Origin of the sequence: Kineococcus gurbantunggutensis, from assembly GCF_050871925.1 — a bacterium.
Taxonomy (GTDB): domain Bacteria; phylum Actinomycetota; class Actinomycetes; order Actinomycetales; family Kineococcaceae; genus Kineococcus.
This window is the reverse complement of the sequence record NZ_JBJLSG010000002.1, coordinates 1-17424: the sequence shown is the minus strand read 5'-3', so window position 1 is coordinate 17424 and position 17424 is coordinate 1. Positions and strand designations below refer to the sequence as shown.

The 17424-nt window shown below is 72.5% G+C and carries 17 protein-coding genes; 7 read left to right on the top strand and 10 right to left on the bottom strand.

Annotation, left to right across the window (positions count from 1 at the left end; translation table 11 throughout):
• Positions 1–20: 20 nt before the first annotated feature.
• Positions 21–803, bottom strand: a complete 783-nt coding sequence (locus tag ACRYR7_RS00405; protein WP_432570085.1) for a hypothetical protein — start codon at positions 801–803, stop codon at positions 21–23.
• Between the two features lie 238 nt (positions 804–1041).
• On the bottom strand, positions 1042–1281 hold the full coding sequence (locus ACRYR7_RS00400) for an ester cyclase (RefSeq protein ID WP_432570148.1): 240 nt from the start codon (positions 1279–1281) through the stop codon (positions 1042–1044).
• A 154-nt stretch (positions 1282–1435) separates the two neighbouring features.
• On the opposite strand from ACRYR7_RS00400, the gene ACRYR7_RS00395 reads away from it, so the two are divergent.
• On the top strand, positions 1436–1576 hold the full coding sequence (locus ACRYR7_RS00395) for an Rv0909 family putative TA system antitoxin (RefSeq protein WP_432570084.1): 141 nt from the start codon (positions 1436–1438) through the stop codon (positions 1574–1576).
• Between the two features lie 104 nt (positions 1577–1680).
• On the opposite strand, the gene glsA is transcribed toward ACRYR7_RS00395, so the two are convergent.
• Positions 1681–2631 carry a glutaminase A gene (gene glsA / locus ACRYR7_RS00390; RefSeq protein ID WP_432570083.1) on the bottom strand — a complete coding sequence of 317 codons (951 nt, stop codon included), beginning with the start codon at positions 2629–2631 and terminating at the stop codon, positions 1681–1683.
• Positions 2632–3377: 746 nt separating this feature from the next.
• Here glsA and ACRYR7_RS00385 point away from each other — a divergent pair.
• The 3 genes from ACRYR7_RS00385 to ACRYR7_RS00375 all read left to right on the top strand — a co-directional run bounded on the left by ACRYR7_RS00385 (position 3378) and on the right by ACRYR7_RS00375 (position 5354).
• The gene (locus ACRYR7_RS00385; RefSeq protein ID WP_432570082.1) at positions 3378–3755 is read left to right on the top strand and encodes an STAS domain-containing protein; all 378 of its coding nucleotides are present in this window, start codon (positions 3378–3380) and stop codon (positions 3753–3755) included.
• Positions 3756–3836: 81 nt separating this feature from the next.
• Positions 3837–4499 carry an HAD family hydrolase gene (locus ACRYR7_RS00380; RefSeq protein ID WP_432570081.1) on the top strand — a complete coding sequence of 221 codons (663 nt, stop codon included), beginning with the start codon at positions 3837–3839 and terminating at the stop codon, positions 4497–4499.
• A 468-nt stretch (positions 4500–4967) separates the two neighbouring features.
• Positions 4968–5354 (top strand): STAS domain-containing protein, encoded by a 387-nt coding sequence (locus ACRYR7_RS00375; protein ID WP_432570080.1) that lies wholly within the window; start codon positions 4968–4970, stop codon positions 5352–5354.
• Between the two features lie 650 nt (positions 5355–6004).
• Here ACRYR7_RS00375 and tkt read toward each other — a convergent pair.
• The 4 genes from tkt to ACRYR7_RS00355 all read right to left on the bottom strand — a co-directional run bounded on the left by tkt (position 6005) and on the right by ACRYR7_RS00355 (position 11047).
• Entirely contained in the window at positions 6005–8338 is a 2334-nt protein-coding gene (gene tkt / locus ACRYR7_RS00370) for a transketolase (protein ID WP_432570079.1), read from the bottom strand.
• Positions 8339–8895: 557 nt separating this feature from the next.
• The gene (locus tag ACRYR7_RS00365; RefSeq protein ID WP_432570078.1) at positions 8896–9669 is read right to left on the bottom strand and encodes a permease; all 774 of its coding nucleotides are present in this window, start codon (positions 9667–9669) and stop codon (positions 8896–8898) included.
• A 45-nt stretch (positions 9670–9714) separates the two neighbouring features.
• Positions 9715–10185, bottom strand: coding sequence for a DUF2382 domain-containing protein (locus tag ACRYR7_RS00360; protein WP_432570077.1), 471 nt, complete (start codon positions 10183–10185; stop codon positions 9715–9717).
• Positions 10186–10189: 4 nt separating this feature from the next.
• Entirely contained in the window at positions 10190–11047 is an 858-nt protein-coding gene (locus ACRYR7_RS00355; RefSeq protein ID WP_432570076.1) for a DUF2382 domain-containing protein, read from the bottom strand.
• Positions 11048–11603: 556 nt separating this feature from the next.
• Here ACRYR7_RS00355 and ACRYR7_RS00350 point away from each other — a divergent pair.
• The 3 genes from ACRYR7_RS00350 (at position 11604) to ppk2 (ending at position 14719) form a co-directional block, all read left to right on the top strand.
• The gene (locus ACRYR7_RS00350; RefSeq protein WP_432570075.1) at positions 11604–11759 is read left to right on the top strand and encodes a hypothetical protein; all 156 of its coding nucleotides are present in this window, start codon (positions 11604–11606) and stop codon (positions 11757–11759) included.
• 503 nt (positions 11760–12262) lie between these two features.
• Positions 12263–13507 carry an AI-2E family transporter gene (locus ACRYR7_RS00345; RefSeq protein ID WP_432570147.1) on the top strand — a complete coding sequence of 415 codons (1245 nt, stop codon included), beginning with the start codon at positions 12263–12265 and terminating at the stop codon, positions 13505–13507.
• Between the two features lie 225 nt (positions 13508–13732).
• A complete protein-coding gene (ppk2, locus tag ACRYR7_RS00340) occupies positions 13733–14719 on the top strand; it encodes a polyphosphate kinase 2 (protein ID WP_432570074.1) in 987 nt (328 codons plus the stop codon).
• A gap of 474 nt (positions 14720–15193) precedes the next feature.
• On the opposite strand, the gene ACRYR7_RS00335 is transcribed toward ppk2, so the two are convergent.
• The 3 genes from ACRYR7_RS00335 to ACRYR7_RS00325 all read right to left on the bottom strand — a co-directional run bounded on the left by ACRYR7_RS00335 (position 15194) and on the right by ACRYR7_RS00325 (position 17411).
• Complete coding sequence (locus ACRYR7_RS00335; protein WP_432570073.1) at positions 15194–16192, bottom strand: transglutaminase domain-containing protein; 999 nt, start codon at positions 16190–16192, stop codon at positions 15194–15196.
• A 209-nt stretch (positions 16193–16401) separates the two neighbouring features.
• Positions 16402–16998 carry a dihydrofolate reductase family protein gene (locus tag ACRYR7_RS00330; protein ID WP_432570072.1) on the bottom strand — a complete coding sequence of 199 codons (597 nt, stop codon included), beginning with the start codon at positions 16996–16998 and terminating at the stop codon, positions 16402–16404.
• A gap of 263 nt (positions 16999–17261) precedes the next feature.
• A complete protein-coding gene (locus ACRYR7_RS00325; protein WP_432570146.1) occupies positions 17262–17411 on the bottom strand; it encodes an EAL domain-containing protein in 150 nt (49 codons plus the stop codon).
• Positions 17412–17424: the final 13 nt, after the last annotated feature.

The following is a 17424-nucleotide window of genomic DNA, read 5'->3' as shown; positions in this document are numbered from 1 at the left end:
GGGCAGGCATCTTCACCACCTCACGACACCACCTCACGAGACCGCCCCGGACCCACCCACCAGATCCACCACCCGGGCAGAACCCCCGAACGGGGACCGCGTGAGCACCCACTCCCCCGGGTGCAACCGCGCATCCCCGCGGTACCACCCCACCAGGTCCACCTCCGCCGCCCTGTCGCCCCGTCCCCGCCATCGGCCAGCACCAGCAACCGCGCCAGCTGATCCACCTCACCGTCGCGCCAGCCCCGCCACGCCTGCGCGGCCGTCTCGAACGGCGCCCCGGCACCGGTGGGCAGGTCCAGCACATCGAAAGGGGCGGAGGGGACAGCGAAGGAGGCAGCGAAGGGAGCACCCGGGGCGGGGCTCAGCTCCGGGTTCGCGCGCCGCCAGCGCCCGCGCGCCCAGAACTCCACCACGTGGTCGTGCGCGAAGCCGGGGGTGAGGCAGTGTGCGAAACCCACCTGGCTGCGTGCGGGCACCGCGCGTTGGCGCAGCGCGCCGACCACGAACAGCGCGTGGTCGCGGCAGCACCCGGCCACCCGGTCCCCCACCGCCCGCGGCTGGTCCAGCCCCGCACCGTGCCGGCGCTGGTCCACCTCCAGGATCGCCTCCAGCCAGCGGCTGTCGACCTCGAAGTGCCGCGACGCGGGCAGGTCGGGCAGCTCGGCGCGGTAGTGGGCGATGACGTTGCGCGAGGCAGCGCACACGCTGGCCAGGTCATCGGGCAGGGCACCCAGCAGGGCGGCGTGCCGGCCGGGGTCGGAGTACGGGCTGTGGCGGGTGCAGTCCTCGAGCGTCACCACGAGTGCGTCCTCTCCTCGAGGAGCTGATCATGCCTGGTACGCACCAGCCGGGCTCGCGCCAGCTGCCAGCCGGTGACGTTCCCCTGCAGACCGTGCGCGCCACGCGCACTCACCGCTGCTGACGGCACCGCCCGACCCGGGCATCTCGGAAAAGGTCAGCTGTGAGACACCGAGACGGTCACCACGCAGCGTCACCAACCTTGGTGATCCCCTGGTCATGTCGACAACAGGAGGGCGCTCACCGGTGCACCGGTGAGCGTCGGGTCAGGTCGTGACGTGCGCGGGAGCGGTCAGGGCATCGCGCACCACGGGGGGGGAGGTCCCCCCAGCAGTGGACGATCTTGCCGTCGGCTACCCGGTAGATGACCAGCTCCTGGGTGCTGAGCCGGCGACCGGTGGGAGCGATGCCGCTGAAGGGTCCGGTGTGCGTGCCCCGACCGGTCAACCGCGCGGCGATTGCGTCCCCTCCGATGATCACCTCCTGCACCTGCCACCGGTAGTCGGGGAAGGCGGTGCACGCGGAGCTTGACCCACTTCTCCGGACTCGCGGTCGACGTGGCAGGGCTCAACACTGAGGGCTGAGGCAGGACCCCTGCCCCGAGTGCCGCACGAGGACCGCAGGAGGAGAGAGCATGGGACTGGACGACATCAAGGAAAAGGCCAGCGACGCGGGCATCGAGAAGGCCGGCGACGCCGCTGAGAGCAAGACCGGCGGCAAGGGCGCGGACCAGATCGACAAGGCCGAGCAGGCAGTGGACGGCAAGATCAACTAGTGGTGCGGCGGCCCCGGACCGGGCCGCCACCCAGCTGCGCCCCGGCGCCCGGCAGTGCCGGGCACCGGGGCGCAGCCGTTCTCGAAACGAGCGCCCGCCGGCCCTCAAGCGCTGTGCGAGGCGAAGACGTGCAGGCCCAGATCCGCGCTGAGCGCCTCGCACGCGGCGCGCCCACGCACGCTGGTGCCCTGCTCGTCCAACGGCGGGCTGATCACCGCAGCACCCAGCACCCCCGGCGCCGAGAGCACGATGCCCCCCGACACGCTGGACTTGCCCGCAACACCCACGCTGCGCATCCAGCGGCCCGAACCGTCGTACACCCCGCAGGTGGCCATCACCGAGACCACATCGCGCGCCACCGAGGCGGGCACCACCTGCTCCCCCGAGAGCGGGTTGCGCCCCGCGCACGCCAGCGTCGCGCCCATCACCGCCAGCGCCCGCGCATCCACCAGCACCGCGCAGGCACGCGCATACACCGCCACGGCGTCATCGGCGCTCACCTCCAAGGTGCCTTCGGCGCGCATCAGGTGTGCCAGGGCGTGGTTGCGATCGCCCAGCAGGTGCTCGCTGCGCGCGACGTCCTCATCGACCCGCAGGTCCTGGCCGGCGAAGGCGGACAGCCCGGCCACGATGCGCTCGCCGCGGGCGGCGACGTCGGCGCCGTGCACGAGCGAGGCCGTCAGCAGCGCGCCGGCGTTGACCATGGGGTTCGGCGGGCGCCCGGTGCCCGCCTCCAGCTTGATCGCGTCGAAGGACTCCCCCGTGGGCTCGATGCCCACGCGCTCCAGCGCCGCCCCACCGGTGTCCAGCAGCGCCAGGGCGAAGAGGAAGGGCTTGACGGCCGACTGCACGCTGACGGCCACCTCGGCCTGCGCGCTGGCGCGCACCGTGCCCTCGGCCAGCACCAGCGCGATCGCGCACAGGTCCGGATCGGCCGCTGCCAGCTGGGGGATGCTCTCGTCCACCTGCCCGCCGCGCTCGGTCAGCACGCGCTCGCGCAGGCCGTCGAGGTCGTAGGTGCGGGCACCGGCGCGGGCATCGGCGAAACGGTCCATGCAGGACATGCTGTCAGGACCCGCACCCCCGAAGAACCCGCGCCGTCAAAAGTCTGCGCCGCAAAAGACCCGCGCAGTCAAGGACCTACGCCGTAGAAGGAACAGGCGCCGGCGCTGCCTCCTCTACGCTCAGCGCCTCACCCTCGTTCTCGAAACGGCTGAGCATTCGAAACGATTGAGCATCCCGCAGTATGAGGTACGCCCGCGGCGAAGTGCTGACCCGGCTGCGTGCGGGCCAGCCGGCCACCGGGGCAGCCGCGGCGGTGCCGATAACGAGGATCAGCTCTCGGATCGGAGCTGAGCGGTGCCCGCCCCGGCCCAGGAGGTGCTCCCAGGCGTGGACAGCCCCGGCCACCCCTGCGGCGGGGAAGGACAGTTGAGCTGGCCCACCACGGGCGCCTGCCGGCGTGGTACAGCTTGGGCGCAGCGCCGCCAAGACGGGTGCCTCAACGAGGACAGCGCCTCCACACGGCGGGCTTGCTGGGAACTCGCTCACGGGCACCACCGGTGACCGCCTGGTACGCGTAAGCCCTTCCACCTGCAGATCCCTCGGGTGGGCGATCAGTCACCGTACCTCGCCACGCGAGTCCAGGGAAGCGAATCGTGATCACCTCATCCAGTCGACTGAGTCGCGATTAGCAGGTGAGCACCGGCACCTGCACTGGTTGTCCCGGGCGCCGTCGACGCTTACGGTCGTTGTCGCGTCCATGAACGGGCCACCCGCACACAGCCCACAGGAGCAGCCCGTGACCTCCTCGGACTTCCGCGTGCGCCGCCGCTGGGTGGGACCCGTCCACGTCATCACCCCCACCGGCGCGCTTGACAGCGCCAGCACCGCGGCCATGACGGAGGCGACCGCCGCCGCTCTGCGACGTGCCCGCAGCGTCGTCGTCGACCTCTCGGCGGTGACGTCGATGGAGGCCGAGGTGGCGCACCTGCTGGCCGAGCTGGCCGAGCAGGCGCACGCCTGCCGGGGCCGGTTGCGCGTGGCGGCCCTGCCCGAGCACGCGCACCGCTTGTTCGCCCAGCTGGAGCTGTACGAGGTGCTGGGCGGGCGAGGCGACGTGGCCACCGAGTGCCGCAGCGCCATCAGCCACCTTGCCGGCACGCACCAGCGGCGGTAGCACCGCCGGCAAGCGGCAGGACCGCCACCGGCAGGAGCACCCGCAAGCGGTAAGAGCACCGAGAACGGGTACGGAGCAGGCATGGCCGACACCGCGATCTTCGACGTCGACGGCACCCTCGTCGACACCAACTACCAGCACGCCTTGGCCTGGTACCGGGCCTTTCGCCGCTTCGACATCACCCTGCCCCTGTGGCGCCTGCACCGCGGCATCGGCATGGGCGGGGACACCTTCGTGCCCGAGCTGGCCGGCGCCGACGTCGAAGCCGCCCACGGCGATGAGCTGCGCCAGGCGTGGACGCAGGAGTTCGACGAGCTGATCGGTGAGGTGCAGCCGCTGCAGGGCGCGCACGAGCTGCTGCAGGAGGTCAAGGACCGCGGCTTCCGCCTGGTGCTGGCCAGCTCCGGGCAGAGCAAGCACGTGGAGGTCTTCCTCGACCTCGTCCAGGGCAAGTCCTTGGCCGATGCCTGGACCACCTCCGAGGACGCCGAGACCAGCAAGCCCGCCCCCGACCTGGTGCAGACGGCACTGAAGAAGGTCCGCGGCGCTTCCGGCGTGATGATCGGCGACTCCGTCTACGACGCACAGGCCGCCGGCAAGCTGGACGTTCCCACGCTGGCGGTGCGCACCGGCGGCTTCTCCGTCGAGGAGCTGAAGGACGCCGGTGCGGCGCGGGTGTTCGAGTCCCTGACCGAGCTGGGCGAGCACCTGGACGAGACCGTCCTGGCGCGCCCGCGAGCCTGAGGGCACGGCGCGAGCGGGCCAGGGGAGGCCACGCAGCACCTGGCCGGAGCCCAGCCACGAGGTCCAGGCAGGGCGCACCACCGCCTCGTGGGCCCATCGCCTGGCGCCTGCGCGGTGCGCGCGGGAAGCTCGCGGCAAGCGGACACGGCGAGACGGCGAGACGGCGAGACGGCGAGACGGCGAGACGGCGAGACGGCGAGACGGCGAGACGGCGAGACGGCGAGACGGCGAGACGGCGAGACGGCGAGACGGCGAGACGGCGAGACGGCGAGATGGCGAGACGGCGGTGGAGCACTGGCTCGCTCCAGCTCACCCTTCCCGTTCTGGTTCGATCTGGGCAAGCAGAGACGTCGGCGCACAGCTCAAGCGGCCGTCCAGCACCGGGCCGTCCAGCACGAAGTACGCGGGTCGATCCCTGATCCACCGGTTTCCTGCACGAGACGAGAACGAGACGAGCGAGGAACTCTCATGGATCTTCCCGTGGACATCCACGAGCACGATGGCTGCAGCCTCGTCGCGATCAGCGGAGAGGTCGACGCGGAGTCCGCGCCAGCGCTGCGGGCGCGGTTGAACGCGGTGGTGGCACAAGGTCACCACCACCTGGTCATCGACCTGCGCAAGGTCGACTTCCTGGACTCCACGGGCTTGGGTGCGTTGGTGGGTGTGCTGCAACGGGTGCGCTTCCACGACGGCTCCTTGCACCTGGTGTGCACCCAGGAGAAGATCCTGCGGATCTTCAGGATCACCGGGCTGACGAAGGTCTTCCCCCTCCACGACAGCCCCGAGCAGGCGCTGGCCGCGGCTGGAGCAGAGCGCGCCGGCGCTGCAGCGCCGCTGCCTGCGCAGCCCCGCTGATCCACACGTGCAGCGAGCGCGAGCCCGCCCGCCTCGACGAAGCGGCCGGTGCGGGCCTGCTCGGGCGCGGCGGCGACGTCCTCGCCGTCGTGCCCGAGCAGGCCAGTGCTTCAGTGACCGATGACCCTCACGCGCCGCGCCTCGCACGCCGCGCCTCGCACGCCGCGCTCACTCGTCGCCGACCACCACGCTTGCACAGCTGGCATGTGGATGAGGAGCTCACCGGGCGCGATGCCCGCCACAGCTGCGACACGACAGCTTCGGCGATCTCGGCGGTGGGGGCTTGAGCCGGTTCCCTGAACTTGGACGGTGTGCTGCCGAGCACGCGGTGACTCGTTGAGGCTTCTGGGTGCAGCAAGGTGAAGCACCCGGGGAACGGGCCCTGACCAGCACGGCGACCTTGACGCTTGCCCACACCCACACCCGCACCACCCCTACTCACACCTGCACCCACACCACCCCTACTCACACCTGCACCCGCACCTGGCACCGTCGGTGCCGGCCCTGCGGGCCGTGGACCAGCGTGTGGAGATCAGGCGAAGATGAACTTCTTCATCAGCCGGGTCCGTCCTGGGCGTTGCGAGGTGTGAACGCCTCGAGCGCAGACGGGGGAGGCGGCGTTCGGGGATGACCTCGGCGATGGCGCCGGCTCAGGCGGGCGCGTCCCCGGTGCCACCGGTGGTGGGGGCCGAGGTGAGCTGCTTGCCACCGGGGTAGGGAACACCCCCGGAGTCGCGGATGCTGTCCTTGGCCGCGGCCACGACCGCCTCGGCGGTGATGCCGAACTCGCGGTACAGGCGCTGGTAGTCAGCGGAGGCACCGAAGTGCTCCAAGCTGATGATGCGCCCGGAGTCGCCGACGATCTCGCGCCAGCCCTGCCCGGTGCCGGCTTCGATGCTGACGCGCGAGCGGATCAGCGGGGGCAGCACCTCCTCGCGGTAGTCCAGGGGCTGGGCGGCGAACCACTCCCGGCACGGCATCGAAACCACGCGCGCGGCGATGTCGTCCTCCATCAGCAAGGCGGCCGCGGCGATGGCGATCGGCACCTCCGAGCCGGTGGCGATCAGCACGACACCGGCGGGGCGCGCCGGCGGGTCCTGCAGGACGTAGCCGCCGCGGGCGGCCCCCTCGGCGGAGGCGAAGGACCCGCCTGGCTGCTGCGAGCCGCCGCTGCCCTGGGCACCACCTGCGACCGGATCAGCAGAGCGCTGCAGCACGGGCAGGTCCTGGCGGGTCAGGACCAGCCCGGCGGGGCGGTCGCGGTGCTCCAGGATGGTGCGCCAGCACACCGCCGTCTCGTTGGCGTCCGCCGGTCGCACCACGTCCAGGCCCGGGATGGCGCGCAGCGAGGCCAGGTGCTCGATGGGCTGGTGGGTGGGCCCGTCCTCACCCAGGCCGATGGAGTCGTGGGTCCAGATGAACGTGGCCGGCAGCTGCATCAGCGCCGCCAGGCGCACCGCGGGGCGCATGTAGTCGCTGAAGACCAGGAAGGTGCCGCCGTAGGGGCGCGTCAGGCTCTGCAGGGCGATCCCGTTGAGGATGGAGCCCATCGCGTGCTCGCGGATGCCGAAGTGCAGGGTGCGCCCGTAGGGGTCGCCGGCCCACATCTTCGGTGTGCGGCTGGCCGGCAGGAAGGACGGCTCGCCGGCCATGGTGGTGTTGTTGGACTCCGCCAGGTCCGCCGAGCCGCCCCACAGCTCCGGCAGCACCGGTGCCAGCGCCGCCAGCACCGCGCCGGAGGCCTTACGGGTGGAGGTGCCCTTGGCGTCGGCCTCGAAGGTGGGCAGCGCATCGCTCCAGCCCGCGGGGAAGGTCCGCGCCTGCAGGCGGTCCAGCAGCTGGGCGCGATCGGGGTTGGCAGCGCGCCAGGACTGGTAGAGCGGCTCCCACTGCCGGCGGGCCGTGCGCCCACGGTCCACGACGCTGCGGGCGTGGTCCAACACGGCGTCCTCCACCGTGAAGGACTGCTCGGGGTCGAAGCCGAGCAGGGTCTTGGTCGCCGCGATCTCCTCCTGGCCCAGCGCCGAGCCGTGGGCCTTGCCGGTGTTCTGCTTGGTGGGTGCCGGCCAGCCGATGATGGTGCGCAAGACGATGAGGGAGGGCTTGCCCGTCTCGTCCTTGGCGGCCTGGACCGCGGCCAGCAGCGCGTCGACGTCCTCGACGTAGGCACCGCTGGCGGTCCAGTCGATGCTCTGCACGTGCCAGCCGTAGGCGCTGTAGCGCGCGGCGACGTCCTCGCTGAAGGAGACGTCGGTGTCGTCCTCGATGCTGATGTGGTTCTGGTCGTAGAAGACGATCAGGTTGCCCAGCTCCTGGTGCCCGGCCAGCGAGCTGGCCTCGGCGGTGACCCCCTCCATCAGGTCGCCGTCGGAGGCGATGACGTAGACGTGGTGGTCGAAGGGGCTTCGCCCCGCCGCAGCCTCGGGGTCGAGCAGGCCTCGCTCGCGGCGCGCGGCCATCGCCATCCCGACCGCGCTGGCCAGCCCCTGCCCCAGCGGCCCGGTGGTGATCTCCACCCCGCGGGTGTGGCGGTACTCCGGGTGCCCGGGGGTGGCCGAGCCCCAGGTGCGCAGCGCCTTGAGGTCGTCCAGCTCCAGACCGTACCCGGACAGGAACAGCTGCAGGTACAACGTCAAGCTGGAGTGCCCGCAGGAGAGCACGAACCGGTCGCGTCCCAGCCACTGGTCATCGGCCGGGTCGTGGCGCATGACGTTCTGGAAGAGCAGGTACGCCAGCGGCGCCAGGCTCATCGCGGTACCGGGGTGACCGTTGCCGACCTTCTGCACCGCGTCCGCCGCCAGCAGTCGGATCGTGTCGACCGCGCGCACGTCCAGATCGCTCCACCCGGCCCGCTCGGCGATCGGGGCGGGCAGGGCGGGATCGCGCTGCGCGGTGAACGCCTCGGTGGACCCCGCGGTGGACCCCGCGGTGGACCCTGCGGTGGCCCCGGCGGTGGACGAGGTGGGGTGATCGTTCGTGCTCATGGGGCGTCTCCCGGTGCGGGTGGAGGGGGTGGTCAGCAACGAAGGTGATGCGGCACCGATGCGGCACCGATGCTGCGCACGGGCCCGCTACTTGACAGCACTGGTCGTGCCAAAGCGCGGGTCGCGCCAAGTCACCGCGGTGTTCTGACCGCGGTCCACAGCGGTGTGCCTCGCCGCGGTCCACAGCGGTGGCCCGATGAAGGGGGTCCGCCCCTGCGCCACGCTGCGCCCGCCCACCGCGACCCAGTGCTCGGGAAGTGCGTGCAACGTGACTTCGGGAGCTTTCTGGTGCAGGAGGATGCTGACCTGCTCAGCAACGGTCGCGATCGGGTCACCGTCCAGGACGGGTGCCCGGATCCTGCCCGCTGAGGCGTTCACGCTGGATCGGGTGCTCTCCTGGACCCGTGCGGGCGCGGCAAGGGCGTTCAGGCCACGGGCGAGCCTGCCCGTGGCCGCTGAGACCTTCGGCGGCCACGGGCCGGCTCACCGGTGAGACGAAGAGCACGACGGTTGTCAGAACAAGGTGCTCGCGCGCGCGATGATCTGCGGGGTGCAGGTCAGCGGGTGGTCGTGGTAGTGCTCTTCAGGTCCTTCTTGCGCGGCCAGAACTTCGCCCCCACCAGGCCACCGGCCGCGGCGGCGATGAACGTCAGCCCCAGGCCCAGGACCGCGTACGAGGCGGCGGACTGACCCGCCTCGCGCGCCTGCTCCTGATCGGCCGGGGAGACCTCCGGCACGTCGGAGGCATCCGCCCCGGACACCGCCCGGGAGACGGTGGCGGGGTCGACCAGCTGGGAGGCGATGTTGCCGGCCGAGCCCAGCACGGCCCCACCGCCCAGCAGGGTCAGCGCCAAGATGGCCACGATGCTCAGCGCCCACACCAGGATCCCGTGCAGCAGGCCGGTGCTCAAGCCCCGCCACATCGCGGTGGCGGCGGCGGTCAGGCCGCCCAGGAACAGCGCGCCCAGGGCGATCAGCCCGGTGACGATGCCGCCGGTGGTGCCCGAGACCCCGTCGGTGTCCAGCACGCCCAGGGCCAGGAAGACCAGGGTGCCCAGCAAGAAGGTGGGAAGGGCCACGGTGACCCCGGCCCACACCGGGCCCCAGCGCACCTGGTCCCCGCGCTGGGCCGCGACGTTGACGTTGATGTCGCGGTCGAAGGCCTGACCCGCGCCGAAACCCGCGCCGACACCCGCACCGACACCCGGGGCGCCGTGGTGCACGGAGAGGCGGTCTGCCGCCGTGGTGGTGGTGTGCTCGCCCTGCGCTGCGGTGGCGCCTGCGAACTGCGGCGAGCGGCTGCTGCCCGCGTCGTGGCTGGGGGTGCTCATCAGCTGATCTCCTGGAGGTGCGGGGGACGTCGAGGACGGGAGGTGTCAGGGACGGGGGCGCTCGGGCAGGTGGGCGGTGTCGATGTCCACGTGCTCGGTGCGCAGCTGAGCCGTCACGCTCTGCTCGGCTTCAGTGGTGCGGACGCCGATGCGGACGACCTCGACGGGCTCGGCGCGCACGGAGACCACCGGCACCTCCTCGCGCAGCACGATCTCCAGCGGTTCGGGCGCAGCACCCGTCGCCGCCTGCCCGGGGGCGGCGGTCCCGTCCGCGTCGAGGGGCTCGCGCTCGATCACGAGCTGCTCGACGCGGACCGGGACCTCCACCGTGCGGACCTCGGTCACCACGCGCTTGCTCACGCGCACGCGTTCGCGCGGAACGCGAACGCGTGCGACGCGCAGCTCCTCGGCCGAGCGCACGACCTCGACGCCGTGCTGGTCCACGTCGGCCACGTCGGCCACGTCGTCCATGTCGGCCACGTCGGCCACGTCGGCCACGTCGTGCGGGCGCGGCACCGGCTCAGCGACGGTCGGTGCGGCCGGTGCCGCGCGCGGTGTCGTCCTCGAGCTCGATGTGCTCCTCGCGGACCTCGGCCGAGACGGTCTCCTGGCCGGTGACGGTCTGGGTGCCCAGGCGCACGCGCTCCACCGGCACCGTCTCCTTGGCGGCCACCGCACGCTCCTCGTGCAGGATCACCTCGTGCTCCTCCTCGGTCAGGTCCCCACCGGAGTACGCCGCACCGCGGTTGGCCTCGGTGATCGGCTCGCGCTCGACGACCAGCTCCTCGTGGCTGACCGGCACCGAGCGGGTGACCGTCTCGCTGGTGATGTACTTGCGCAGCCGCGCCCGGCCCGCCTCGCGGGTCTCGGTGCCCACGCGCAGCTCCTCCTTGGAGCGCGTCATGGCGTCGTCGGTGTTCGGGCCGGAGGTGTCGTGACCGGCCCCGCGCACCCCGGTGCCGGTGCTGGCGTGCCCGGTGGTGGCGCTCGCGTAGCCGGCGGTGCCGGTGGTCGAGGTGCCCGAGGTCTGGGTGCTCGAGGTGCCGGTGACGCTGCCGCCGGAGGAGGCGATGCCGTAGTAGGCGTACAGGTCGTCCTCGTCGCGCTCGGACAGCTCGCGGCCCGGGTCGTGGTGCGGGGCGTCCTTGACCTTGGCCTTCTCGAACGGCACGGTCAGGCGCTCGCCGCTGACCGAGGCGGAGTTCAGCGGGATGAGGGAGACGTTCGAGCCGAACAGGCCCGTCTTGACCGAGACCCACTCGGGCTGGTTGGTCGCGTTGTCGAGGTAGACCTCGTCGACCTTGCCGATCTTGTCGCCGTCGTTGTCGTAGACGGTCGTGCCGTACAGCGTCTCGGGCGAGTAGGTGTTGCCAGCCACGGGGTCCTCCAGGTCGGGTTTCGGGTGCGGTTTCAGGCACGTTTTCGGGTGCGGTTCAAGGGGGGACTGCGCTGAGGCGCACGCTCATCATCACCGCCGCGGACGACGCCTGCGACACCAGGCGCTGCGACACCGGTCGCTGCGCCCAGCCGGGTGCTGCGCTCAGCGACGACGAGCGCTGGTGGTCGTGATGGGTGCGCTGCCACGGGGCGGATCACGCGAGGTGGTGCGTTGAACGCACTCGAGTACGAGCCCCGCGCCGTGGTGATCACCGTGTGGTCTACAGCGTCAATCCGCGCACTATGAAGTCACCCCTTCCACTACCCCGCAACTCGGAACGCTCGCGCAGCGGGGACGCTGCGAGCGCGCACCGGCTCGCACGATCCTCCTGTGCTGCGAGGGGCACTTGACCCGCTGCTCCGCAGGCCTCCTCGGACCGGCGCCGGGCCGGTGGACGCGCGGCGGGCGCAGGGCCTGGAGCCGGCCCATCGGGTCCGCAGCGGCGAACCGCGTCACCGCAGAGCAGAACCTCGCCACCACCGCCGGGCAGGACGGCGTGACGCCGGCCGGTGCCTCACTCGACCCGGGCACCCACCCCACCCCGGTGCGGCTGGCCGAGCGCCCGGCGGTGCAGGACCTCCACGAGGAGATCGCCCCCTCCCAGGGGCACCTGGTCGAACGCCTCACGATCGCACGCGAGCGCCAGGGCTGACCCGGCGCGCTGCCAGCGCGCTGCCGGCGCCCTGCCGGTGAGCTGCCGGTGAGCTGCCGGTGAGCTGCCGGCAGCCAGGCACACGACGAGCCCGATGACCGATGGCGCAGCAGTTCCTCCTCCCGACCCAGCGCACCGCGCTCGGGCGCACGCGGTACCGGGGCGGGGTTGAACACCTTCGCTCCACGCGGCAGGTGATCCACGCGGCGGGACGCCTGGAGCACGCACCGTCCAGGTCCCTGCCGCGCCGCGCACCGCTCCCTCGCGCTCCCTCGCGCTCCCTCGCACCCGCTCCCGGCGCACGCCCAGGATCGCTGGCGCCCGGGTCGTGCGCGGATGCGCACGCCGCTCCCAACCCCTACCGTCACGGGCGCACCCACCTGATCCGCATGCGCCTGATCCGCACGCGCGTGCCCTTCCCACCCCACCCGATCACCGCGCCCGGCAGCGAGCGCTGCCCCGCGCAGCGATCCCCCCCACGGACAGGAGCGAGCGTGCCCGCGATGCCCGAGCCCTTCCAACCGCCCGCTGCGGCCGAGAGCACCAGCGAGCACGAGCGGGCGGGGCGCCTGCCGCAGGCGGTGGTGCTGCTGCTCGCCCTGGCCGGCGCCGTGATCGCCATCGCCGGCGCGCGCGCGTTCTCCGGCACGCTGGGCCCGGCGTTCCTGGCCCTGGTCCTGGTGATCGTCGCCCACCCGGTGCAGGCGTGGCTGCAGCGCCGCCGCGTGCCCGGGTGGGTGGGCACCGCGGCGCTGCTGGGGGTGCTGTACCTGCTGATGCTGGCCATCACCGGCGCCCTGGCCTGGTCCATCGCCCGCCTGGCGCTCTCCCTGCCCGGCTACGCGCCCCGCTTCGCGCAGCTGCAGCAGCAGGCGATGCAGGTGCTGGCGCGCGTGGGCGTGGAGCAGTCGCAGGTCTCCCAGGCGCTGGCCAGCTTCGACACCAGCAGACTGCTCGGCTTCGCCCAAAGCGCCCTGACCCAGCTGAGCGCCGGCGTCTCCGACTTCCTCTTCGTGCTCTTCCTGCTCTTCTTCCTCGCCCTGGACGCGGCCGTCTTCCCCAAGCTGCTGGCCCAGGCCACCTGGAAGCACCCCGACGCCGTGGCCGCGCTGATGAGCTTCGCCGCCGGCACCCGTCGCTTCATGGTCGTCTCCACGATCTTCGGGGCGGTCGTGGCGGTGCTGGACGTGGTGGCGCTGTCCTGGCTGGCGGTGCCGCTGCCGCTGCTGTGGGGCCTGTGGGCGTTTCTGACCAACTACATCGCCAACGTCGGCTTCTTCCTGGGCCTGGTGCCACCGGCGCTGCTGGCCCTGCTGGCCAACGGCCCCACCAACGCCCTTATCGTCGTCGTCGTCTTCACGGTGCTCAACGTGGTCATCCAGGGCCTGGTGCAACCCAGCGTCGTGGGCGGGGCGGTGGGCCTGTCCAGCACGCTGACGTTCCTGTCGGTGGTGTTCTGGGGCTACGTGCTGGGCGCGATCGGCGCGCTGCTGGCGGTGCCGCTGAGCCTGCTGGCGCGCGCGGTGCTGATCGACGCCGACCGCTGCGCGCACTGGCTGCTGCCGCTGATCGCGGGCAACCCCCGCGGGGTGCGCCTGCGCGGGGCCCGCCTGGGCAGGACCGGCCGACGCGGCTCCACGGTGGCACCCGCACCCGCACCAGCCCCCGCACCCGCGCCGGCGCCGGCACCTGCACCCGCACCGCCGCCGGCGGCGCCTGCCCCGCCTGGCGGCCCCGAGCCCCGCTGAGAGGGCCTGCTGCGTGATCAGGCGAGCCGCCACTGACCTGATCGCGCAGCAGACCCGGGCGTGCCCGGCTGCAGCGGGCCGTGCGCACAGGGAGGGGGTGGGCGCACGCACCGCGCGTACCCCCTCCTGCGCGGTGCACACCCGTTCCTGCCCCAGGACCCCAGCGAGATCCTAGCGAGACCCCAGCGAGGTGTGGGACAGGACCGCGCGGGGCACGATTCGGGCATGAGCAGCGAGAACCACCAGCCACGAGCCGATCGTGACGGGGAGGGCCTGGACCTCGACGACGTCACCGAGGAAGCACCCGGTGCACCCGGCGAGGAGGTCCCCGCGCTGCTGGACAGCCTGGGCGTGCAGGGCGTGCAGGCCGCGCAGACCTGGCGCGAGGGGTACCCCTACGACACGAAGATGACTCGCCAGGAGTACGAGCACCTCAAGCGCGGCCTGCAGGTCGAGCTGCTGAAGATGCAGAACTGGGTGAAGCAGCGCGGCGAGAAGGTGCTGCTGGTCTTCGAGGGCCGCGACGCCGCGGGCAAGGGCGGCACCATCAAGCGCTTCACCGAGAACCTCAACCCCCGCGGCGCTCGGGTCGTCGCCCTGGACAAGCCCAGTGAGCGCGAACGCAGCCAGTGGTACTTCCAGCGCTACGTGGCGCACCTGCCCAGCGGCGGTGAGATCGTCCTGTTCGACCGTTCCTGGTACAACCGCGCCGGCGTCGAGCGCGTCATGGGCTTCGCCACGCCGCTGGAGTACCTGGAGTTCATGCGTCAGGTGCCGGACCTGGAGCAGATGTGGGTCCGCAGCGGCATCCGGCTGGTCAAGATGTGGTTCTCGGTCTCCGCCGCCGAGCAGCGGACCCGCTTCGCGCTGCGCGCCGGCGACCCGGTGCGCCGCTGGAAGCTGTCGCCCATGGACCTGCAGTCCTTGGACCGCTGGGAGGAGTACACCCAGGCCAAGGAGGCGATGTTCTTCTACACCGACACCGCCGACGCGCCGTGGACGACGATCCGCAGCAACGACAAGAAGCGGGCCCGCATCGAGGCGATGCGCCACGTGCTCTCCCAGCTCCCCTACGACGGCAAGGACCCCGACGTCGTCGGAGCACCCGATCCGCTGATCGTCGGCCTGGGCCCGGCGGCGCAGATGTTCGAGCAGGGCGAGAACGCCGCTCACGTCTTCCCCTCGTTGCGCGAGCAGCCCTCCGGCACCTGAGGGCCGAGGGTGCGCACCTGGCCGGCGACGTCACGAGGGGGCGCCGGTGGTGCCCACCGGCGATCTGCCGCACCCGCCGGTGCACGTGCGGCAGATCGCGGCTTCGCCTCCTCGCCCCAGGCCGCTCACGCCGACCCGGCGCGAGCGGTGGTCACCGCCGCGCGCAGCCGCGCCCTGGACCCCACCGCCGAGGGTGCAGGGCAGGACGGGCAGGACGGGCAGGACGAGCCGCTGCACGCGCTGCGCGACGCGCCCTGCACCAGCGCAAAACTTCCTCCTCGCCCACCCCGCGGCAGTCGGCAACCTGGGCATCCCCCGGTCGCACCTGGCGCCGACATGAGGGGTGCACCGATCCGCGCAGGATGAGCAGAACCGTGCGCGAGTGCAGCAGGACCCAGCCGGCGCCACGACTGCGCTGACACCCCGGCACCCCGGCACCCCGGCACCCCGGCCGTGACCTGCGCCTTCACCGCCTCACGACACCGCCCTGGACCCGCCAGCCAGCTCCACCACCCGGGCAGGACCCCCGAACGGGGACCGCGTGATCACCGACTCCCCCGGGTGCAGCCGCTCGTCCCCGCGGTACCACGCCGCCAGGTCCGCCTCCGCCGCCGCGTCCCCACCGTCGGCCAAGAGCAGCAGCCGCGCCAGCTCGTCCACCTCCCCCTCCCGCAGCGCCGCCGGGTCCTCCAGCGCGCCCCAGCCGTCCCACAGCAGCAGCTCGTCGCCGAAGCGGTGCGCCACCTCGTACAGCACCTCATCGCGCACGAAACCCGCCCCGCACCACGGCGAGCCGGGCACCACCCCGTACCGGGAGGCGTCCCGCTGACCGCTGCGCCAGCCCAGCCACGCCTGAGCGGCCGTCTCGAACGGCGCCGGGGCACCGATCACGCCACTGGTCGCGGCGCTGGTCGGGGCACCGAGCACGGCACCGCTCGCGCCATCGGTCGCGGCGCCGGTCGGGATGTCGTGCACATCGAAGGTAGCCACCGAAGCGGCTGCGGACCCCTCGACAGCGCCGCGGCCCGTGCCCAGCTCCGGGTCGGCGCGCCGCCAGCGCCCCTGCCACCAGAACTCCACGACGACGTGGTCGTGCGCGAAGCCGGCGGTGAAGTAGTGCGCGAAACCCACCCGGCTGCGCGCGGGCACCCCCCGCTGGCGCAGCGCAGCGACCACCAGCAGCGCGTGGTCGCGGCAGCACCCGGCCACCCGCTCACCCGGCGCCCGGGGCTGCTGCAGCCCCGTGCCGTGCCGGCGCTGGTCCACCTCCAAGACCACTTCCAGCCAGCGGCTGTCGACCTCGTCCCACCGCGACGCGGACAGGTCGGACAGCTCGGCGCGGTAGTGCGCGATGACGTTGCGCGAGGCGGCGCACACGCTGGCCAGGCCGGCGGGCAGGGCACCCAGCAGCGCGGCGTGCCGGCCGGGGTCGGAGTACGGGCTCTGGCGGGTGAAGTCCTCCAGCGTCACCACGGGTGCGTCCTCTCACGTCGATGACCTGCGGTGTCCTGCGATGTCCTGACCGATCTTCTGATCGATGACCTGCGATGTCCTGATCTGTGACCTGATCGCGTGCTGCACGCACCGGTACCAGCGGGCAAGACCCGGCACCTGAGCACCCCCGCCCGGAATACCAGCGCCCGCCGGTGCAGCACCAGCCGGCAGCGAGCCAGCAACGGGGTTCAGCCGCGCCGCACCCGGTAGGTCGCCACCACCACACCGGTGCCCGTGGTCGTGCTTGACTCCACCTCAAGCTCCAGCGCGCTGCCCTCGAACAGCCGGGTGCCGCACCCGAGCACCACCGGCACCGTGGTCAGCACGAACCGGTCCACCAGGCCGGCCGCGGTCAACGCCCGCACCAGCGAGAGGCTTCCCAGCACCACCAGCTCCCCCTGCCCGCGCTGCTTCAACCCCGCCACCGTGCGCTCGGCCTCACCGGCCAGCAGATAAGAGTTCGGCCACGGCAGGGCGCCCTCGGGGTCGCTGGAGCGGGAGGCGACGTGCTTGGGGGTGCTGCGCAGAACCTGCGTGAACGGGTTCGGCTCGTCGGTGCTCAGCCAGTGCCCCACCAGGTCGTGGTAGGTGCGCCGCCCGAAGAGCATCGCGGTGGTCGGACCCTGCCCGCCCATCGCCGCCTGCACCGCCTCGGGGTCCTTCGCCAGCGCCCGCGTCGCCCACCCACCCGCCTCGAAGCCGCCGCGGGTGTCCTCATCGGCACGCCCCGGGGACTGCGCCACCCCGTCCAGGGAGACGCTGGCCACCACCACCAGCTCGTGCACGCCGCTCCTCCTGCACCTCGCCGAGCACCGCCGCTGCGGCGCGCACGCTGGCACGCCGCACCGGTACCTGTCGAGGAGGTGACCACACCGACGGGCAAGACTCACCGGCCCGCACGCTCCAAGCGCACCCCGGCACCTCGGCACCCCGGCTGGTCGTGACCCAGTCAACTGGCTCACGACCAGCGAGTCCGAAAAAGCAGGTCATGATCACGCGAGTCCGGAGAAGCGGGCCGAGCTCCTGGGGGATGTCGTGTACACCTCGCCTACGCGTCGTCCGCGAGCAACGCGGTGATCTCTTCCGCGCTCTGCGGGCGGGCCAGGTGGTAGCCCTGCAGCAGCCGCACCCCCGCACCGGCCAGGTGCTCGCGCTGGGCCTGGTTCTCCACCCCCTCGGCGATCACCCGCACGCCCAGGCTGGCGGCAACC

Excerpts from the sequence above, each read along its gene's own strand:
- ACRYR7_RS00395 (WP_432570084.1), top strand. The coding sequence starts at position 1,436 with ATGGGACTGGACGACATCAAGGAAAAGGCCAGCGACGCGGGCATCGAG.
- glsA (WP_432570083.1), bottom strand. The coding sequence starts at position 2,631 with ATGGACCGTTTCGCCGATGCCCGCGCCGGTGCCCGCACCTACGACCTC.
- ACRYR7_RS00380 (WP_432570081.1), top strand. The coding sequence starts at position 3,837 with ATGGCCGACACCGCGATCTTCGACGTCGACGGCACCCTCGTCGACACC.
- ACRYR7_RS00375 (WP_432570080.1), top strand. The coding sequence starts at position 4,968 with ATGGATCTTCCCGTGGACATCCACGAGCACGATGGCTGCAGCCTCGTC.
- tkt (WP_432570079.1), bottom strand. The coding sequence starts at position 8,338 with ATGAGCACGAACGATCACCCCACCTCGTCCACCGCCGGGGCCACCGCA.
- ACRYR7_RS00365 (WP_432570078.1), bottom strand. The coding sequence starts at position 9,669 with ATGAGCACCCCCAGCCACGACGCGGGCAGCAGCCGCTCGCCGCAGTTC.
- ACRYR7_RS00345 (WP_432570147.1), top strand. The coding sequence starts at position 12,263 with ATGCCCGAGCCCTTCCAACCGCCCGCTGCGGCCGAGAGCACCAGCGAG.
- ppk2 (WP_432570074.1), top strand. The coding sequence starts at position 13,733 with ATGAGCAGCGAGAACCACCAGCCACGAGCCGATCGTGACGGGGAGGGC.